The following is a 17,416-nucleotide window of genomic DNA, read 5'->3' on the forward strand; positions in this document are numbered from 1 at the left end:
CTGAAGGTGCTACAAACGGTCCAATTGAGGTAACCGTTAATGGACAAACTGCTGAAGGGCCTACGTTCACGGTTGAGGCGGATGCTCCAGCAATCAGTTCGATAAACCCACAAAGCGGTGTTGTTGGAACAGAAGTAACCATCACAGGAGAAAACTTTAGTGCTACGCCTTCTGAGAACACGATTACATTTAATGGTACGCAAGCTCCGGTGAATAGTGCCAGCACAACAGAGCTTGTCACGCAAGTCCCCGAAGGAGCTACTGACGGCCCGGTTGAGGTTACAGTGGATAGTAAGACGGGTACAGGACCTGATTTTGATGTAGTTACTACCGGTTTACTTGATGTAGTGATTGCAACTCAAGGTGAAGATCAGGATCCTGACGGCTATTTGGTTTCTGTTGATGAGGCAGAGGGAATACGAACCGATATCAATGAGACTTATACCCAACCCGGATTGGAAGAAGGGACTCATCAAGTGGGTATTTCTGATATTGCTGACAATTGTTTTATCTCTCAGGATCGCCCGAATCCCTATGATATAAATATTACAGCCGGACAGACAACGACCACCAATGTTGATGTTCAGTGTGAGGCTCTAAATAGTCCACCGACCCCTTCTTTTAAAGTAGCTTGTGAAAATCTACAGTGTCAATTTGATGCCAGTGGGTCCAGTGATAGCGATGGTTCTATTGACAGCTATTCTTGGGATTTTGGTGATGGGTTAACAGGATCCAACCAAACAACTACGCACAACTATGAAGTAGAAGGAACATACACAGTACAACTTACAGTAACTGATAATGAAGGTGCTGAAAGTACTGCAACTAAGGAGATAAGTCCAACCCTGCCAAGTATTTCGTCTATTTCTCCTACCGAAGGTCCTATAGGTACCGAAGTAACTATATCTGGAAGCGGTTTTAGTGCTACAGCATCTGACAATGAGGTGGAATTTACAAGCGGCAATACAGAAGTTCAGGCGACGATAAAAACGGCATCCGAAACACAACTGGTGGTCGATGTGCCGGGCGATGCTACCACCGGTCCGGTCTATGTTTCTACCTTCGGCTATCGTGTGCAAGGACCGACCTTTACTGTAGAACAGCCTAAGTTCTTGGAGGTTAGTATTGTAACCTCCGGTAGTGATATTGACAGTGACGGGTATACCTTGTCGGTAGAGGGTGCAGATGATCGTTTTGTCAAGGCTAATGACAATGTTACCTATGATGATCTATTTGCCGACGAAGTGCAGGTACAGCTGTCTGGAATAGCTGATAATTGTAGCGTTGATGGCAATAATCCAAGAACAGTAACACTTAATAATGCTGACAATGCAGGATTTACACAGTTTGATGTTAGCTGTACCGGAGTTGGCCCAACCATTGACAGTATTTCTCCCACATCGGGAGCTACCGGTACACAGGTAACGATTAGTGGTAATAACTTTAGTTCAACTTTATCCGATAATGTGGTCACCTTTAACGGGGTGCGTGCAGAACTGAACAGTGCTACAACTACAGAATTGGTTGCTTTTGTTCCCTTTGATGCTACTACCGGCCCTGTAGAAGTAACGGTTAACGGACAAACCGCTACAGGACCGACCTTTACTGTTATTACAACCGGCCGGCTAGAGGTTAATATTTCAACAACAGGTTCTAGTCTCGATTCGAATGGGTACGGATTGATCTTAGATGGAGGGACAGCTTCGTCGGTAGATATAAATGATTTTGTCGCCTACGATGATTTGTCCGAGGGCAGTCACTCGATTGAACTCACTGATATTGCTTCAAACTGTTTCATTATGCAGGATCGGGCCAATCCTTACGATGTAAATATTACTGCAGGGGATACTACTGCTACCAACATTGATGTTCAATGTGAAGAACCAAATCAACCACCAACCGCTTTGTTTAACTTCTCTTGTGAGAATCTGAGCTGCGATTTTGATGCTTCAGCCTCTTCAGATCCTGATGGATTTATATCTGTCTATAATTGGGATTATGGAGACGGTACGAGCAGTACAGAGTCAGGTTCGGCTACAAACCATAATTTTGAGATACCCGGAACCTATACTGTTGAATTGACGGTTGGTGACAACGAGGGAGCTGAAGATACGATCACGAAAGACGTGACGGTGACCCTTCCTCAAATAAACAGCATTACACCCGCCGAGGGTCCGATAGGCACTGAGGTGACAATCACAGGTAGTGGATTTAGCGCTACGGCAACCGATAATGAAGTGGAATTTACCAGCGGCAGTGTTGAAGTACAGGCGACCATAAAATCTGCTTCAGAAACACAGCTAGTGGTCGATGTGCCGGGTGATGCTAGTACGGGACCTGTCTATGTTTCTACCTACGGCTACCGCGTACAAGGACCGACTTTTACAGTGCAACAGCCCAAGTTTTTGGAAGTTAGTATTATAACCTCCGGAAGTAATATTGACCCTGACGGGTATACTCTTTCGGTAGAGGGTGCGGATGATCGTTTTGTGAAGGCTAACGACAATGTTACGTACAATGATCTTTATGCTGACGAGGTGCGGGTACAGCTTTCGGGAATAGCAAGTAATTGTACGGTAGGCGGTGAAAACCCTCGAATAGTCAATCTCAATAATGCTGACAATGCTGGGTTCACGGAATTTGATATTAGTTGTGAAAGTCCACTACAGGGGAAGATATATTTCTCCGGAAGATCTGATAGCCGAGAAATATTCTCAATTAATCCAGATGGCACAAATGAGCTGATAATTACCAACAATTCTTTGAGTGAATTTTATCCCGTTGTTTCTAATGATGGTTCAAAAATAGCGTTTGCTAGCTTTGACGGAGCTGGTGATCGACAACTCTTCGTGATGAACACTGATGGAACTGGTATAGAGCAGTTGACTAATACTGGAGGTTACGCTGTGCCTGGAGGTTGGTCACCGGATGATTCGCAGATCGTATTTGAGTACGATGCTAGTGATTGTACGGATTGTGGGCGTAGCGAAATATTTACCATAAATGGTGACGGTAGTAATCTTACTCGTCTTACAACCTCAACAGGATCTAGTGTACAAGCCACTGCCCCTGATTGGTCACCGGATGGTGAAAGAATTGTTTATGCAAATAGATTTGATCCTCAAGGGTATGATATTATGGTGATGAATTCTGATGGGACAAATATTCAAAGGTTAACAGAGACTTCTGATCAAGAATTTAATCCACGCTGGTCTCCTGATGGTACTCAAATTGCTTACGACTCCAATGAGATCTTTATCATGAATGCTGATGGTAGTAACAAAATTAAACTTACGGATGTGAATCCAACAGCTAATGATGGAATTAATTACTGCGAATCACCTTCGTGGTCTCCAAACGGAAATCATTTAGTATATGAGTGTGATGATTCTGGTATCTATCGGACGCCTATTAATGAAATTAACAACATGATTAAGGTAGCAGATGGTGATCATCCTGACTGGGTTATCGAGTAATGATTTAGTTTTGAATATAAGAACAAGGGTTTAAAACTTTTTTAGCTCCTAATTTTCCTAGGTTTTTGTAAATAGCATCCATAGTAACAATTCCTGTCTTAATTGGGTTTGACTAATAGAAGTATTGTTTGAAAGTATATCCTACAACATCAGGAGTACCAATTTATAAGTGATTTTTAAACTTCTAATAATTGTTTGACCCGTTTCTGAATTCGGCTACGTATCTAACAATAGCAGAACTTAAATACATACCGAATTTAAAAACATAGCAAGATGATTAAGAAAGCCACACTATTTACCATTGTCATTTCTTTAATGCTCGTACTTGGGTGCAGTGATAACGGCACCGGGCCTGAAAATACTAACGATGGTGATAATGATAACGGAGATGGAGATAATCCACCAGCAGCAAGTGCTACAGCGGATGCTGGCAGTGATTCAGATGAAATTGTAGGATTTGAAGTAATAGCAGATGGATCTGGTTCAAGCGGCAGTAGCAGCGTAAGTTATTCTTGGACCATAAGCAGTCAGCCGGCAAACAGCAATGCCTCATTAAGTGACGCTAATACAGCCAGTCCCAGTTTTATTCCGGATCTGCCCGGAGAATATGAACTACAGCTTGAGGTTACCTCAGATGGTGAAAGTGATACTGACGAAGTGGTTTTTTCGGCCATTGCCAAGCGTCTTTTTGTGGATGCCAATAATGGTACTGATGGAGATATCGATGGATATATGCAAGACAGTCCCTTTAAAAACAATTACAAAGGCACTGTCTATTTACGATCAAAATGAGAATGATGCTTTCTTGGACATTGATACGATACGTGTCGCTGAGGGATTATACGATCAGGCCAATGGTGAAAGCTTTCCATTGAGTTTTTCTGGCAACTTAATTGTAAAAGGTGATCAGGGAGTAGATCGAAATAATATACATATCCTAAGTCCCGACGTCGATGGCGATCCTGCAATTTATGTTGGAGAGGGCGTGACGCTAAGACACTTAAAAGTCGAAAACGGCTATACCGGTGGTACGTTTAACGGTGATCCTGATGCGGTATATATTTTGAGCGGAAGTGATATGGGGTCTTCAACTGTGGTGCTGGAGGATGTGAGTATTAGTATGAATGCTGAAGAGGGCGTAGGTATTTCAACCGGTAATAATATGACCGTAAAATTACGGGGATATAATGAGGCCCGCAGTTCCTTTGATGGCAATAATATTGGTCAGGCTTACAGAAACCGCTTTAATACTTCAAATGTAACGCTAAATGTTTCTGATACTGATATTTCAAATACCGGAGAGGGAGGCGCCATTGAAGTGGATGATGTTAACAATATTACGATGAATGTTACAAACTCCGTCTTTAAGCCCGGTGTTAGCCTTGTAAACCCGTATGCATTTGATTTGGAAGATGCGGTTGATTTGACGCTCGAAAATGTGACTATAACCAGCAGTACAGAAACAGAGTCAGGGGATCGATTTAAATATGGTATAGTAATGGATAATACACAGCCCAATACCAGTATTGAAGTTTTAAACTCAACAATACAGTACACGCAATGGTCCGCGATTTTGATGAGAGCTGCTGAAGTACGAGTCACAGACAGTGTTATTGAGGGCGTTCTCACCCATAAATCAGGCGTGAATTTGGCTTATGATGCCATCCAACAATTGGACGGGACTTTAGTTGTTCGTGGGACCACTTTTAGAAATATAAACACAAGTGCCATAGATATTGGCGGACCAAATATGCCCAATGATAATAACTTCTTCGTAGATTTAGGCACTGATGAAGAACCTGGCGATAATGTTTTTCAGAATGTTATGGGGTGGGACATTCAGGTATCGCGTAGCGGAGAAGTGCAAACCGAAGTACCAGCATTGAGTAATACGTGGTCTAATGGTTCAGCGCCACGTTGCCGACAAAATTTAAGTGATTATGATCAGGGAGAGATTTTCGTCGACGATCAAGGTGGGAGTCTTCGTTGGGGCTCGGGAAGTACTGAAGTTTGTAACTAACTTTCCATTGTTTCTACCGCAACTTCTAACAAATAAACTACTCTGATAGAGATAGATACCTTTGATGCCATCGCTTTAGGGCGGTGGCATTTTTTTTATTTCATCTGAAATTCATCATGAAACATTTAAGTGGTTTGATTACCGCTCGGTATTATCAAGATCTGTTTTTACAAATTAAAGTAGGCTGCTTGTTCTCTTGGAATTTGAATATCCGGATTTCTATTACTGATAAAACGCATAATGTCGGCTATATCGTCTACCTTCAGCGTAATTGATGCGGATTGATCACCTAGTAATTTATGATAAGATACATCGTCTTTTTTCTTATAGAGCAAGTGATAATTGGTAGAGAAATCGAACAGGGCCTCATCAGCATCACGCGGATTATGCGGGGCAAATTCAAGGTGTTGAATATGATCAACAGGAATCTGCAGGGTATCGGATTTTACATCTCCCTTATTGATATCGATAATGAGTACGTCATCATCAAAATAGAGTATAAAATGATATAGTGGTTCCGATAATTTAATAATACCGGTGAAGCTAATTACAAAAAGTCCCAGGGCAAGCAACTGCCTGATATTAAAGGGATACCAATCCATCGTAACAAAAGAACCGACCAGCAGATAGGTGCCTAAAGCGGTAGCCACCAGAATTATTAATCCCCACAAAAGATGGTTGCTTTCTTCGAATACATGCAGTTCTTTATGTCTCATTATAAATGTGTTATACCGTGCCGATTTTATCTCAGAATGATTAATAAAAGTCCCAGACGTTTAATATCTTTCGTCATCAAAATAAGTTTATAAAATTAACTTAGGTTCTTATATCATTCTGAATTTGTATAAGAGTGACATAGTATTTTAGAAAATTCTTTAATTAGTAAGATAAATTAAAAGTAATGAGCAGTTCGGTTAACGATAATTACGAAGCAGTTATTGGGCTTGAAGTGCATGCCCAGTTACTAACAGAAAGTAAAGCTTTTGCCCCGATTTCAACAGAATTTGGCGGTTCACCTAATACACAGGTTTCCCCGCTTTGTTTGGGTCATCCCGGAACGCTGCCGGTACTCAATGAAAATCTGGTGCGCTATATCATCAAAATGGGGTTGGCTACCAACTGCGATGTCGCTCGCAAATCTATTTTTGCTCGCAAGAATTACTTTTATCCCGATCTCCCCAAAGGATACCAGATTTCACAATATGATACACCCATTTGTCACGATGGACAGATTAATATAACGACGGATGATGTGGAAAAGGAGATCGGCATTACGCGTATCCACATGGAGGAAGATGCCGGAAAATCCATTCATGATCAGGATCCATTTAACACGTTGATCGATCTTAATCGAGCGGGCGTTCCGCTCATTGAGATTGTATCGGAACCGGATATTCGATCAGCCAAAGAGGCATACGAGTACCTGAAGCGCATTAAGCAGATTGTGCAGTATTTGGAAATCTGTGACGGGAATATGGAAGAAGGAAGCCTGCGGTGCGATGCTAATGTTTCGGTACGACCCAAAGGTCAAGAAGAATTTGGCACGCGAACGGAGCTCAAAAACATGAACTCTTTCCGTAATGTGGAGCGAGCTATTGAGTTTGAGATTGAACGACAAATCGAACTCATCGAATCGGGCGATAAAGTTATACAGCAAACTTTGCTTTGGGACGCCAATAAGATGGAAACCCGGATCATGCGTTCTAAGGAAGAAGCCCATGATTATCGCTACTTTCCCGAGCCGGATATTCCACCGGTAGTAGTAACCGACGAAATGCTCGAGGATATCAGGGAAGAGCTGCCCGAGATGCCCGATGTGCGCAAGCAACGCTTTATTGATGAGTTTGATATGAGTGATGATGATGCGCAGACGCTGACTGAAGATCGGTATCTGGCAGACTTTTATGAGGATGTTCTGCTCCATGCCGGTAATCCAAAAGCGGTTTCCAATTTGATTTTAACCGAGGTGCTGCGCACGTTAAATGACCGCAGTATTAGTATTAAGGAATTTCCTATTTCTGAAGAACGGCTAGCCGGATTGGTGGAGCTTAGGGAGGATGATAAAATTAACTCGTCAGCAATGACTGAAATTTATAATGCCATGCTTGAGGAAGAAAAATCTGCCGAAGAGCTGGCGCAAGAAATGAATTTGGTTCAGGTTTCAGATACCGATTTCTTAGAGCCCATCGTTGATGAAGTTATTGATCAGCATCCTGATGAAGTAGAGCGCTACAGAGATGGTAAAAAGGGGTTAATAGGCTTCTTTATAGGACAGGTTATGCAGCGTTCGCAAGGTAAGGCTAATCCGGAAATGGTGCGTGAGATGATTTCGGACCGTCTCGATGAAGAGTAATAAAAACATCAATACATATAACGTTTATTCCAGTAAGAATATATGCTAACCAAAGTAAAGTATTTTTTTATCGTTCTGGTTATCGGGGTAATCAGTTGGGGTTGTTCAAGTGAGTCAGAAACAAAAACGGCATACATCTCAGGAAGTTTTACTGTTTCAGACTCAATAGATTCCAGTGGTGATTTTTCAGGTATTGGATTTACTATCATTAAAAAAGATTCTGCCAATGCTGATGCCGATACACTTTATCACGCGGTAACCGACTCTAATGGTAGCTTTTCGGGGATGGCAACGTTTCTGGAAAAACGTCGATATCCTTTAATTATAAGTCGGAATAATAGAAATCTGGCGCGGGCAGGTGTAATATTGGCCGAGGATGATTCTGTTTTTATTACGGGTCAACTTCCCAATATCAGGGAAACGCTGAAAATTGCGTCTCGCGAGCATAATGCGATGGAAACCTATCAACGGTTGGGCAAGAATTTTCGCCGGATAATGCAGTTGGCACGGGCCGGACAGCTTCAAGGAGATACCCTGCGCGATGAGCTCCAAAAATGGACTAATCTTTATTGGGATGTTTATGAGGAAGAAGAGGGTACCTTTGCATCAAATTTTGCTGCTCGGGAGGCTATAAAAATCTTGGAAAGTTTTGACAAGCCCCAAATGATGAATCGTATTCGTATTGTTGATGATCACGATGATTTGAGTGATTTGGGAGCTACCTTTGGTAAACGTTATATGGCAGAGAACAAGGGACTTGATTCAGCGCTGGTATACCTGGATTCATTATCGCAAATAACAGAGTCAGAAAATAGTTTGAAAGGTATTGCCCGCGAAAGAATAAAACTGCTTTACGACAGTGCCCGTGTAGATCAGGCACAGCAGGAGCTGGCTGATTTTAAAGAAAAATATCCCGAAGATTCAACGAGTAACTGGGTTGAATCTATGAGCTATGATATCAACTATCTGTCGCCGGGCGATACTATCCCTGAATTTCAGTTTTCTCAAAATGGAAAAATTATAAGTCGTGATTCACTTTCCGGAACGCCTTATATTCTTGAAGTTACGCGGTTGAGCAATCAATTGTATCAGGAACAGTTCGATAGGACAGTTGTAATTCACAGTATTTACAAAAACTTTGGTTTGAAGGTTGTAACGTTACCTCTTGATGAAAGCCAAGTTACGGTTGATGCTTTTTTTGAAGAACGCGTAAAGCCGTGGCCGGTAGCCGATGCCCAGGCATTTGATCGAGAAGAATTGCTGAAAAAATTTAATATCCGTTTATTACCTACGCGCTTCTTGGTGGATAAAAATGGACAAATTATCAGGAAGTATGTGGGCAATGAATTTGAAGATGTAATTCAAGGTATTCAGAAAATTATTAATAAAGAAAACAACGAGGAACCTGCATCATGAGACGATTTTTAATAGCCGGAAACTGGAAAATGAATTGTGGACCCAAGGAAACATCAACTCTGCTACAGGGCATAAAAGATATTATCGAGGATATGCCTGAAGCTGTTGATGGTTTAGTATGTCCGCCTACCATTTCGCTCACTACTGCTTCGGTCGAATTACAGGATATCGAAGGCCTTGCATTGGGAGCACAAAATGTTCATTCCGAAGATAACGGTGCTTTTACCGGTGAAGTGAGCACTGAGATGCTTAAGGAAGTAAATTGTGAATACGTAATTCTGGGTCATTCCGAACGTCGTCAGTATTTTGGTGAAACAGATAAAACAGTAAATGCCAAGGTCAATAAGGCATTGATTGATGGAATAAAACCGGTAATTTGTGTTGGCGAATCTTTGGAACAGCGTAAGGCTAATGAGCATAAATTACGTGTTAAGAAACAAGTACAGGCTGCTTTAATTGGTGTAGAAGACGAAGATGCTTCTAACCTTGTCATCGCCTATGAACCTATTTGGGCGATTGGAACCGGAGAAACGGCAACTCCAGATCAAGCACAGAAGATGCATGCAATGATTCGGGAAGAAGTGGCAGATCTTTATTCAGATGATACTGCAAATCAGATTCGTATTTTATATGGCGGAAGTATGAAACCTCATAACGCTGAAGAACTTCTGGAGCAGCCCGATGTTGACGGCGGCCTAATTGGCGGAGCTTCACTCAAAGCCGATAGTTTTACGGATATTATTCATGTTGCCGATGAGCTTTCAGAAAGTAATTAGGAACTTAACCTCAACAGCAGGAATCTATAATCTTTTATTGAATCGCTAATAGCTGAAAATTTATGAATGTATTATTACTGGGCAGTGGCGGACGCGAACATGCAATGGCGTGGAGTATAGCCAAATCAGATCGGCTGGATGAACTTTTTATTGCCCCCGGTAATCCGGGCACGGCTCAGGTCGGTACCAACGTAGATCTTGACCTTTCAGAATTTGATAAAATTCTGGCGTTCATAGAAGAAAATAATATTTCGTTGACAGTAGTAGGTCCGGAAAAACCACTGGTGAACGGTATTACTGATTTTCTGGAAGAAAAAGGACACAAGGTTTTTGGCCCATCCAAGGTAGCGGCACAGCTCGAAGGCAGTAAAAAGTTTGCCAATGAATTTATGAAAGAGAATCGAATTCCAACCGCTGACTTTCAAACCTACAGCCGTGATGAGTTTGATAAAGCATTGAAAGTAATAAAAAGCAAGGATGAATATCCTGTTGTCTTGAAAGCTGACGGTTTAGCTGGTGGAAAGGGCGTTTTTATTTGTGAATCGGCCGAGGAGGTCGAAAAGCGATTAAATGATCTAAAAGAAGATGAACGTTTTAAGGAGGCAGCTCAAAAGCTGGTTGTCGAAGAATTTTTAAGAGGAGATGAGGCCTCGGTATTTGTTATATCGGATGGAAAAACGGCTAAAATTTTACACTACGCCCAAGATCACAAACGTATAGGAGAAGGCGATACCGGCCTTAACACGGGCGGTATGGGCGCATATTGTCCTACTCCAGTGATAGGTGATCGCATGCTTCAGCGTGTGGAGAAAGAGGTTGTATTGCCTACCATATCGGCTATGCTGCTGGATGAAAACCCCTATAAAGGCATTCTGTATTGCGGATTGATGATCACCGAGGAAGGTCCTAAAGTGGTCGAATTCAATTGTCGATTGGGCGATCCCGAAGCGCAGGCGGTATTACCTTCACTGGAATCTGACTTTTTAGACTTAATGGATGCGGCCGTTAATGAACAGTTAAATACCAAAGAGGTTAAAATTGATGATAAATATCGCTGCTGTGTTGTTATGGCATCAGATGGTTACCCGCTGGACTACGAAAAAGGAAAAGAGATTACAGGAATAGATGATGTTGCTGAAGACGCACTTGTCTTTCATGCCGGAACTAAAGCTAAAGACGGCAAAATTTATAGCGACGGCGGACGAGTTTTGAGTGTGGTTGGTGCCGGCGATTCTCTTAAGGATTCCATCAAAAAAACCTATGCAGAAGTTAAAAAGATAGATTTTGAAAACAAGTATTACCGATCGGATATTGGCACAAAGGGGTTAAAATATATCAGCTAAAGGGATCGGTTTGTGTTAAGATTTTTCCTCTTATTCTGTTTGATCTAAAAATAATTCAGGCAATTTGCCGCGGATAATTTTATCTGTTCTTGTTTTAGGAAGCTTTTCTACCTGAATAATCTCTTTAGGGATTTTATAATCAGCAAGATGTTTTTTTAGACGTTCTTTAATAGATGTGGGATTAATGTTTTTTCCGTTTTTTGTGACTATAGCGGCTACAACTTTTTGTCCCCATTCTTTATCTGTTATCCCGAATACTGCAGCTTCTTTAATATTGGTTAGCTCTTTAAGCTTAGACTCAACTTCGAAAGGAGATACATTTTCTCCGCCTGTTATTATGCGGTCGGAACGACGGGAATCGATAAACAGCTGATTATTGGCATTAAAATAGCCAAAATCACCGGTTCTAAACCATCCCTCATCATCAAAAAAGTCATTGCTGTCCAGATTTAAATATCCATCAAAAACCTGGGGACCCTTAATCCAGATTTCGCCCGTTGTATTCATGCTGACAGCTTCTTTGCTTTCATCCCGAATTTGAATGTTATTTGGCTCTAAAACAGTTCCTACACTTTTTAAAGGTCCATATGTACCGCTGGGTTTAAGGATAGGATTAGCTGCAATTTGAGCGCATGTTTCGGTCATCCCGTAGCTTGGAACCAAGGGAATACCTTTATTCCTGCACTCTTTGATAAGGTCTGTGTCAATAGGACCACCCCCAAGCAAAATTGCCTTGAAGTTTTGATGGACGAAAAATCCCGATCGTTCCAGCAAGCGTTTCAGCATTGTTGGTACTAATGAGGCTGCCTGGAAAAGCTTATTTTCAGTTAAAAAAGTAGTGATCATTTTGGGATGAAAGCTTTTCATCCTAAAGATAGCAGATCCATAGAGGAGAGATCGCAAAATAATTGAAAGGCCCCCAATGTGATTTAGTGGCAAACAGAGTAGCCAGAAATGATTTTTGCGAGGCTTAAAATTTTCGGCTGACGCTTTTGCTGCAAAAAGCATCTGGCGACGTTTGAGCGGTACAATCTTAGGCGTTCCGGTGGTAGTTCCCGAAGTAAAAAAATATCCAAAAACGTTATCAGGTTCAGTTGCTGGAGTAAAGTTTTCCGCCTCGAAGCCGAGTACGACATCGATTTCAAGTGATCGCATTAAATCAATTTGCTTGATATCAATGGTGTTGGAATGATCAATTTTTGACTGTAGCTCTTGAGTAGTAAAGACCAGCCCCGGATCGACCTGTCCAAATTGACGATGTAGCTCTTTCGAAGTGGCTCTCATATCAAAAGAAACGAAGGGAATACCAAGATTCCAGCATGCTGCAATTGCAAAAATGAGGGTATCAGAAGAAGGGGCAATAAATCCAACCGGTTTTTCAAAGTCGTGATCAAAATCGAAAAGGAATTGTAGGAAAAAGCGTTCAAATTTTTTGAGATCGCCATACGAGTGCAGGCCAAAGCTTGAGCCCAGGAACAGGTCATCTTCCCGGGGCGCTGAAAATGTCGGTATGTGATCTGAGTTGCCCACTTCTAAAAAAGTTTTGTAAATAGTTGCTGTTGATCAAAATTGATCATCGGTAGATCTCGGGAAGATAGATCAATAGATCCGTCTGAAATAACATTTTTTTCAGGGAAAATATCCTGGTCCAACAAAAAGCCAGTTGAAAGGCCGTGTGCTGTGTTTGGTGACCCCAATCCCGCTGCCATTAAGCCTGTAAAATATCGACCAACGCCACTTTCAAGGCTGGTCGTAATCACTACTTTATTATTATGAGTGTTTGCAAGCCGTTTTGTTTCAATATTTTTCTGGAAACTGCCAATTACCATTGGCTTGATAATAAGATATTTCGTAAAAGGGAGTAAGTTTGGCCAGTAAGAATGTTGAGTGATTGATTCGTCCAGAGCAATAGGCAAGGAGGTGTTTTGAGATAATTGCTCAAGATTTGCCGGAGTAATTTTGTTCAGTGGTTCTTCACAATATTCTATATCCAGTTTATTTAGTTCAATGCAGTGATCGAGTGCTTTATCGAGGTCCCAAGCCTGATTAGCATCAACCCTGATGGTTAAATCGGGATATCGATTTCTGATCTTATGCAATAACGCAAGTTCGTTATCGAAGTGGAGTCCGACCTTACATTTGATAGTATTGAACCCGGATACAACTTTGCGTGCTACGTCATTTAAAACCTCATCACCTTGTAGCGAAATCAAAGCATTGACTTTAATTTTGGGAGATGCATCTGCAAACAAATAAGAGAGCAGTGATTGATTATTTTTATGGGCTTCGATCTGGTAAGCAAGTGCATCCAGACCAAACTGCACCGAGGGAGGAATGTCTGCATCCTGATAGAATTCCTGTAGTTTGCTAATGGGATTTGAGTTATCCAGCTTTTTGCTGATCCTTTCTTGGTGAGAGATCAGGAGTTTTTGGACTGATTTATGTGTTTCGGTGGAAAATCCGGGTAAGGGCGCTGTTTCTCCATAAAGTTGATATTTTTCAGTAGTGTATGATAAGATAAATCCCTTGCGATGCTGAAAGGTTTGGCCGCTCGTTTGCAGCGGTTTAGAAAACGGGAGCTTGTATGAGTAGCAGGATAACTTCATAAATGATCCACAATAATTCCGATACTAAATAAGATTCCATAAAAGGTCATGAAACGAGCAGTATGTTCCAACACTTTATTGAACTTCTGTTTATCATCCCAGAACCAGACTTTATAAAGTTGTGCAAAGCCGTAGGGACTAATTAAAAACGGAAGAAATATGATTGCATCATACCCCAGCTGAAAATAAAAATGAGGAGGTATAGCCAATGCCAGCAACAACATCAGCAGGTATTCCCAGCGGAGGGCATCTTCACCAAAGATAACACCAAGCGTGTTTTTTCCGGCCGTCTTATCCTGTTCAACATCGCGCAGGTTATTAATGACTAAAATATTTGTAGCCAGTGCTCCTACGGCTAACGAGGCCCAGAAAGAAGCGTTGCTCCATTCAAGGGCATTTACGTAATAGGTGCCCATTACGGCAACAATCCCAAAGAAAAGAAACACAAAAACATCTCCGAGTCCATTATAGCCGAGCGGGAAAGGGCCGCCTGTATAAAGTATTCCAAAAATGAGGGAGGCTATGCCAATCCAGAAGATAGCCCAGCCTGCATGCCAAACGAGGTATAGGCCCAAAAGAAAAGCCAATCCCATTGTAATGATGGTGGCATTGCGCATGGCATCAGCGGAAATGAGTCCCTTTGCTGTAGCACGTTCGAAGCCGATTCGCTGGTCGGTATCGGCTCCCTTCTCATAGTCAAAATAATCGTTTGCAAAGTTGGTGCCTATTTGGATAAGGAATGCACATATCAGGGCAACGATTGTAGCATCCCATAAAAGAAGCTGATCGTGATAAGCTAAAGCGGCTCCAACGCAGACTGGAACAAATGCGGCGGGCAGGGTTTGAGGGCGCGCAGCTTTGATCCAAATGCTTAGTCTTTTCGGATTGGTCATAAGTGAAGCAAGGGGAAAAATGTGGAAAAAGTTTTGCTCCAATTATAGGAATAAATTTCTCGCTTAAAAAAAACAAGCTATTTCCTTTTTTCATTAAATTATTTTAGTCAATAATAGTAATATGACTGTTTTTAATTAAATATTTTAGTTATAAAGTTAAATATACCTTTAAAAATAATATGTTAATAAATATTTAATTAATTTATTTGTGTTATAGTTTGTATATCAATTATATTAAGGGCAGATTTAAAATTCTAACAATCACTTACAAATCAATTATTACTCCAATGACAAAAGCAATGAGACGATACGATCCTTTGGCGGCTGCTCGAAACTGGTCGCCAAAATCTAATGGGGCAGAACGAGAGGCAATGAACATTACCGAAATATTTGGTGAAAATACGTTTCAGCAGGAAGACCTTGAAGAGCGGCTTCCCGAAGTTATTTGGAAAGATCTGGAAAAGACAATTGAAGAAGGGGAGCAGCTAAATTCTGAAGTGGCTGATGCTGTGGCTGTGGCTATGAAAGATTGGGCTACTGAAAAGGGGGCAACTCACTTTACACACTGGTTTCAGCCGTTGACAGGATTAACTGCTGAAAAACATGACAGTTTTATTACTCCTAACCAAGGAGGTGGAGCTATTGCCGAATTTTCGGGCTCAGATCTTATTCAAGGCGAACCTGATGCTTCCAGTTTCCCCAGTGGAGGATTGCGGCAAACGTTTGAAGCACGCGGCTATACCGCATGGGATCCGACATCACCGGCTTTTATCATGGAAAATGATAATGGCTGTTACCTCTGTATTCCCACTGCTTTTGCTTCATGGTCTGGCGAAGCGCTTGATCACAAAACGCCTATTTTACGTTCCAATGAAACGCTGGATAAACAAACCAAAAGAGCACTTAAGCTTTTTAATGTTGATGCCAAGCGTGTTTCTTCGACCGTAGGTTGTGAACAGGAGTATTTCTTAATTGATCAGGAATTTTTCTATCGGCGACCTGATTTAATGACGGCCGGCAGAACGCTTGTTGGGGCCAAACCACCACGCGGGCAAGAGCTTGATGATCATTATTTTGGCACTATTCAGGAACGTGTATTGTCGTTTATGCTTGAAGCTGAGAAAGAACTGTACAAGCTTGGTATACCCGTTAAAACCCGACACAATGAGGTGGCACCGGGACAATTTGAAATTGCACCCATTTTTGAAACGTGTAATATTGCAGCTGATCATCAGCAGTTGATGATGATTACATTAAAGCGAATAGCACGTAATTACGGTTTTGAATGCCTTTTGCATGAAAAACCTTTTGATGGAATAAACGGGAGTGGCAAACACCTTAACTGGTCGCTAAGTACCAGCGATGGGATGAATTTGCTTGAACCGGGTGACAATCCCCATGACAATATGCAGTTTCTGTTTTTCTTTACTGCAATTTTAAAAGCAGTTTATGAACATCAGGATCTGCTTCGCATTAGTATTGCACATGCAGGAAACGATCACCGTCTTGGAGCTAATGAAGCCCCGCCGGCTATTATTTCTGCGTATATCGGAGAGCAGTTAGCAGATGTGATTGATCAGCTACTAAATGGTGGTGCCAAGGAATCGAAGCAGGGAGGACTGCTGGGATTGGGAACTCCTGTACTGCCTTCACTGCCCAAGCACGCTGGCGACCGTAATCGAACTTCACCGTTTGCATTTACGGGTAATAAGTTTGAGTTCCGTGCTGTAGGTTCCAGCCAATCTATATCGTTCCCCATTGTTGTGTTAAATACCATTGTGGCCGATGCCATTGAAAAACTTTGCACTGACCTTGAAAAGAAAGTTGAAGATGGTGAACCATTGGAAGAATCGCTTGGTGAAGTAATTCGAGAAGCTCTTTCCGATTCCAAGGATATCATATTTAATGGTGACGGATATTCCGAGGAGTGGGAAAAGGAAGCAGAAAAACGCGGATTGCTTAATCTTCCTACTACCATGGATGCGCTTCCAAAGTTGACAGATGATAAAAATATCGATCTGTTTGAAAAGCACCAGGTGCTAAATAAGCGTGAGATACATTCAAGGCAAGAAATCTGGGCCGAACAATATTTAACCACACTTAACATCGAAGCAGATACCACCGAAGCGATGGCAAAAACCATGATATATCCGGCGGCTGTACGCTATATGAATGAGCTTGCCGATAATGTAGAGCGTATAGACGGTCTTGGCCTTGAAAACAGAGGATCACTTGAGATGCTTAAAAAGGTGAATACCGGATTAAATGATCTCAATGATGCTTTGGAGGAGCTTCGAGAGATTGTTCTTCAAGGTAATGGTGAATCGGTCTTAGAAAGTGCTACTTATGTGAAGGATAATGTACGGCCTGCAATGATAAAGATTCGTGATTCGGTCGACTATCTGGAACGCCATGTAGCAGATGACTACTGGCCATTACCCATTTATCGGGAGATGTTGTTCGTTAAATAGTATTCTAAACATATAATATCTACTTATTTAAGCCCTCAGGATTTTGGAAATCCTGAGGGTTT

At 41.7% G+C, this 17,416-nt stretch carries 12 protein-coding genes; 8 read left to right on the plus strand and 4 right to left on the minus strand.

Annotated features, from left to right (window positions below):
* Positions 1-92: 92 nt before the first annotated feature.
* The 3 genes from U5J89_RS05935 to U5J89_RS05945 all read left to right on the plus strand — a co-directional run bounded on the left by U5J89_RS05935 (position 93) and on the right by U5J89_RS05945 (position 5,496).
* Positions 93-3,476: an IPT/TIG domain-containing protein gene (locus U5J89_RS05935; RefSeq protein ID WP_322574718.1), complete on the plus strand. Its 3,384-nt coding sequence runs from the start codon at positions 93-95 to the stop codon at positions 3,474-3,476.
* 273 nt (positions 3,477-3,749) lie between these two features.
* Entirely contained in the window at positions 3,750-4,268 is a 519-nt protein-coding gene (locus tag U5J89_RS05940; RefSeq protein ID WP_322574691.1) for a PKD domain-containing protein, read from the plus strand.
* Positions 4,201-5,496 (plus strand): DUF1565 domain-containing protein, encoded by a 1,296-nt coding sequence (locus tag U5J89_RS05945; RefSeq protein ID WP_322574692.1) that lies wholly within the window; start codon positions 4,201-4,203, stop codon positions 5,494-5,496. The genes U5J89_RS05940 and U5J89_RS05945 overlap by 68 nt, the downstream gene beginning before the upstream one ends.
* Before the next feature lie 167 nt (positions 5,497-5,663).
* Here U5J89_RS05945 and U5J89_RS05950 read toward each other — a convergent pair whose 3' ends face one another.
* A complete protein-coding gene (locus U5J89_RS05950) occupies positions 5,664-6,212 on the minus strand; it encodes a hypothetical protein (protein WP_322574693.1) in 549 nt (182 codons plus the stop codon).
* A gap of 185 nt (positions 6,213-6,397) precedes the next feature.
* On the opposite strand from U5J89_RS05950, the gene gatB reads away from it, so the two are divergent.
* The 4 genes from gatB (at position 6,398) to purD (ending at position 11,384) form a co-directional block, all read left to right on the plus strand.
* Positions 6,398-7,849, plus strand: coding sequence for an Asp-tRNA(Asn)/Glu-tRNA(Gln) amidotransferase subunit GatB (gene gatB / locus U5J89_RS05955; protein ID WP_322574694.1), 1,452 nt, complete (start codon positions 6,398-6,400; stop codon positions 7,847-7,849).
* 42 nt (positions 7,850-7,891) lie between these two features.
* Positions 7,892-9,265 (plus strand): TlpA family protein disulfide reductase, encoded by a 1,374-nt coding sequence (locus U5J89_RS05960; RefSeq protein ID WP_322574695.1) that lies wholly within the window; start codon positions 7,892-7,894, stop codon positions 9,263-9,265.
* Complete coding sequence (gene tpiA, locus U5J89_RS05965) at positions 9,262-10,041, plus strand: triose-phosphate isomerase (protein WP_322574696.1); 780 nt, start codon at positions 9,262-9,264, stop codon at positions 10,039-10,041. The genes U5J89_RS05960 and tpiA overlap by 4 nt, the downstream gene beginning before the upstream one ends.
* Positions 10,042-10,103: 62 nt before the next feature.
* On the plus strand, positions 10,104-11,384 hold the full coding sequence (gene purD, locus U5J89_RS05970; RefSeq protein ID WP_322574697.1) for a phosphoribosylamine--glycine ligase: 1,281 nt from the start codon (positions 10,104-10,106) through the stop codon (positions 11,382-11,384).
* A 30-nt stretch (positions 11,385-11,414) separates the two neighbouring features.
* On the opposite strand, the gene U5J89_RS05975 is transcribed toward purD, so the two are convergent.
* From U5J89_RS05975 to U5J89_RS05985, 3 genes are read right to left on the minus strand one after another with little or no spacing between them, the layout of a single operon-like run.
* Positions 11,415-12,914 (minus strand): AMP-binding protein, encoded by a 1,500-nt coding sequence (locus U5J89_RS05975; protein WP_322574698.1) that lies wholly within the window; start codon positions 12,912-12,914, stop codon positions 11,415-11,417.
* 2 nt (positions 12,915-12,916) lie between these two features.
* Entirely contained in the window at positions 12,917-13,990 is a 1,074-nt protein-coding gene (gene menC / locus U5J89_RS05980; RefSeq protein WP_322574699.1) for an o-succinylbenzoate synthase, read from the minus strand.
* Positions 13,987-14,883 carry a 1,4-dihydroxy-2-naphthoate polyprenyltransferase gene (locus tag U5J89_RS05985; protein WP_322574700.1) on the minus strand — a complete coding sequence of 299 codons (897 nt, stop codon included), beginning with the start codon at positions 14,881-14,883 and terminating at the stop codon, positions 13,987-13,989. The genes menC and U5J89_RS05985 overlap by 4 nt, the downstream gene beginning before the upstream one ends.
* 299 nt (positions 14,884-15,182) lie before the next feature.
* On the opposite strand from U5J89_RS05985, the gene U5J89_RS05990 reads away from it, so the two are divergent.
* Positions 15,183-17,354, plus strand: coding sequence for a glutamine synthetase III (locus U5J89_RS05990; RefSeq protein WP_322574701.1), 2,172 nt, complete (start codon positions 15,183-15,185; stop codon positions 17,352-17,354).
* Positions 17,355-17,416: the final 62 nt, after the last annotated feature.

Source organism: Fodinibius sp. (assembly GCF_034521915.1).
Taxonomy (GTDB): domain Bacteria; phylum Bacteroidota; class Rhodothermia; order Balneolales; family Balneolaceae; genus Fodinibius.